Origin of the sequence: Chamaesiphon sp. VAR_69_metabat_338, assembly GCF_031423935.1 — a bacterium.
In the GTDB taxonomy this organism is placed as follows: Bacteria; Cyanobacteriota; Cyanobacteriia; order Cyanobacteriales; family Chamaesiphonaceae; genus Chamaesiphon.
This window is the reverse complement of record NZ_JANPGM010000190.1, coordinates 1-3,072: the sequence shown is the minus strand read 5'-3', so window position 1 is coordinate 3,072 and position 3,072 is coordinate 1. Positions and strand designations below refer to the sequence as shown.

The 3,072-nt window shown below is 45.5% G+C and carries 3 protein-coding genes; 1 reads left to right on the top strand and 2 read right to left on the bottom strand.

Annotated features, from left to right (window positions below; all coding sequences use genetic code 11):
- Nucleotides 1–633 precede the first annotated feature (633 nt).
- Nucleotides 634–1,374, bottom strand: a complete 741-nt coding sequence (gene rsmG, locus RMO84_RS05640) for a 16S rRNA (guanine(527)-N(7))-methyltransferase RsmG (protein ID WP_310487497.1) — start codon at nt 1,372–1,374, stop codon at nt 634–636.
- Between the two features lie 24 nt (nt 1,375–1,398).
- Nucleotides 1,399–1,767 (bottom strand): EamA family transporter, encoded by a 369-nt coding sequence (locus tag RMO84_RS05635; RefSeq protein WP_310487496.1) that lies wholly within the window; start codon nt 1,765–1,767, stop codon nt 1,399–1,401.
- A gap of 16 nt (nt 1,768–1,783) precedes the next feature.
- On the opposite strand from RMO84_RS05635, the gene RMO84_RS05630 reads away from it, so the two are divergent.
- Nucleotides 1,784–3,072, top strand: a 1,289-nt coding sequence (locus tag RMO84_RS05630) for a glycosyltransferase family 39 protein (protein ID WP_310487495.1), incomplete at its 3' end; no start/stop codon positions are given.

Below are 3,072 nucleotides of genomic sequence, written 5' to 3'. Positions count from 1 at the left end.
GAGGTTTGCAGATCCGGTTGCGAGGCTTGCCGCTCGTGCTGGATTTGCTGGGATTAAATTGAGGGCGATCGAACCCACAGCAACACTGCCGATCGAAAGTAGAGTTTTCATCTGTACGTACCTGCCTGTAAAAAATAAAGCACACTAAGCGAAATGGGGGTATAAATTAGCTAAAGTGATTTTTATGCTCTAGCTGCTATTCAAATTATGTCGGATCGATCGCAATGTCAAGCTTTATTTCGAGTCGATCGCTACATTTAGCATTCCCAAATTCAGCAGTAAAACGAAAAAACACAAGTAATTAAATTAGTAATTATCATGCTTTTACTCTGCAAGGGTTGTTTGGCAAGGGATGCAGGCTATAATGACAGGCTGTTGTAATTGGAAGAAAAACTAGATTGTAGATAATAATTTAGCGATTCAATTGCCTAATTAGTATCTATTTCCATGAAAACTACTGCGATTTTATCGATCGCTCTTGCCGATCTCACGACCCAATTTAACAATGGCTAAACTAAATTTCATACTTTGATGCTGCGATCGTTATGCAGCAATCGCTCCAGACGCTCATGGCGAATAATTGCCATCGGGAAAAATATTTAGCCCCTAGCGATCGAATCAACAGCAGATAAATTACAACGGTTTCTGAGTAGGCATCCCGATCGCGCGTGGGTAATACGGATGCGTGTCAGTTATTTTGTGTAGCCAAATACAGTGCCGGATACTCTGACTAATCGGAGTGGTGAATCGATCGATCTTGCTAATCTCACCACCCAATTTAGCCGCTGCTAATTCCAGACTAGTTGCTTCCTCCTCAGTCCAGTTACCGCGATAAAGGATGGCTGTACCACCGACTTTGACCAGCGGTAAGGCATATTCGGCGCAGATATTTGTAGCAGCGACAGCCCGAATCAGGGCGAGATCGGATTGATGGCGATGCGATCGATTTTGACCTAATTCTTCAATTCGACTGACAATCGGACGCACATTTGTCAAACCGAGTTCTGGGGCGATGGATTCGATAAAGCCGACTTTTTTGGCGGTAGAGTCAACTAATGTGAGCTGCCAATCAGGTCTGGCGATCGCTAGTGGTAAGCCTGGAAAACCTACCCCAGTACCGATATCGATAACCTGCAAGGCTGCTGGATCGTTAATTAAGTCGCCAACTCCGCGCAGGGAATCCCAGAGATGTTTTTCCCAAAATTCTTCAGGTTGGGTAATGCGGGTGAGATTGAGTTGTTGATTGGCGGTAATTACTTCGCTGTAGAGAGATTGCAACTGCAATTGTTGGCGATCGGTCGGTTGCCAATTCATGGTTTCTTGCCACAGTTCGATATGTGTGGGCAAGCAATGTGCTTCGGGTAGTGATGTCATATTTAGGTGCAGATCGATCGCCGATTATTTGTGTGAGACTACTAAAATTACGCCGATCGAAATTGCCGCTAGGCCGACAATCTGACTGAAGACGATCGATTCGCGAAACCAAAAATGACCTAACAAAACCGAGCAGATATAACTAAGCGAAATTGCGGGAGCGGCGATGCTTAAATTGACCCGCGTCAGTAGGAGGATATAGACGATCGCCCCAGTACCATAGCAGGTTAGACCGACGATCAGTTCGGGAATGGTAATCATACTAATTAGATGATTTAACGCATTGCCCATCTCGACTTTACCGAGTTTCAAAGCTCCCATCTTGAGGAAGAACTGACCGAATACGCCAGCTAAAACAGAGATTAGTAGTAAACTTAATTCTGGTAAGGTCACAATTTAATGCTTGAGTGTGAATATACACAATTATTTGGTGCTGTGGCAGCGATTTGAGCGATCGAGTTTGGTGGTTTTCACAATCTCATTACTCATTATTAATGGTTTTCATCAAAGTTTGATGCCTCACGATGAGGGTTACTATGCCATGCAAGCTCGGTGGATTTGGGAGACTGGAGATTGGCTGACCCCGCAATGGTGGGGTACGCCGATTTACGATCGAACGATCGGGATTCAATGGTGCATCGCGCTCGCCTATCATTTGTTTGGCTTAAATGAGTTTAGCGTACGCTTGCCGAGTACGATCGCTTGTATTGCCAGCGTGTTGTTGACCTATGAAATCGGCAAGATGCTATTCGATCGACAAATTGCCTGGATGGGTGGCGCGATCTTGATGTTGATGGGATTATGGGTGAATGAAGCCCACACCGCACAACAAAATACCGCGTTGGTAGCAATTGAATTGCTCGGGATTTGGGCGTTATTGCAGATCTCAGATTCCCAGTCTATTAGCTTATCATCTTCACTGCACGAGCTGCCGATTCAGGCTCATGCGCCGCGATCGATGACAGCAATAGCGACTAAAAGTTCTGCCATTGGCACAGCAACCAAAACTAGTTGGGGTTGGGGTGTTGTTGCGGGGGCGACCGTCGGGTTGGGATTTTTGCTCAAGGGGTTTATGATCTTTGTGCCTTTGGTTGCGCTGTTGCCTTATGCGATCGATCGCCACCGTTATCGCCAATTTCTAACCAATCCAGGTATTTATCTCGGATTGATTTTAGGATCGATTCCCACTGGCTTGTGGTTGATTTTGAGTTGTTATAAGTACGGCAGCATCGCACCAGCTAGAGAATTGATCGAAAAGATGCTGTTGCTATCGCAAACAGATACTTACAATCCCGGCCCTTTTTATTATCTCTGGATGATGCCGCTGAATATTTTTCCGTGGGCATTGTTTAGTGCGATCGGAGCGATTGTCCTGTGGCGAAAACTCTTACCACTTGCTAATTTACAGCTAAGTTTGGCGTTAGGTTATCCGATCGCTTTATTTATTTTGTTGAGTCTATTTCGCACGCGGATGATCTATTACACGATGCAATTTTTGCCATTTATGGCATTACTGGCAGCCTTAGCTTTCAGTCAATTCAGTCGGATCGGTCGGCATGATTCGCCGCGTTGGTATCGATTTGTGACTTGGTTAAGTTATGCGTTTGGGGGCTTGGGTTTTGTCCTGGCACTGGCAGGTTTACTCGTGGCGATCGATCTGCCAATTGCAGGGACGATCGTGACACCAGAAATTCGCAA

What these genes read in the sequence shown, in the direction of transcription:
- rsmG (WP_310487497.1), bottom strand. Translation starts at nt 1,374, where the DNA reads ATGACATCACTACCCGAAGCACATTGCTTGCCCACACATATCGAACTG.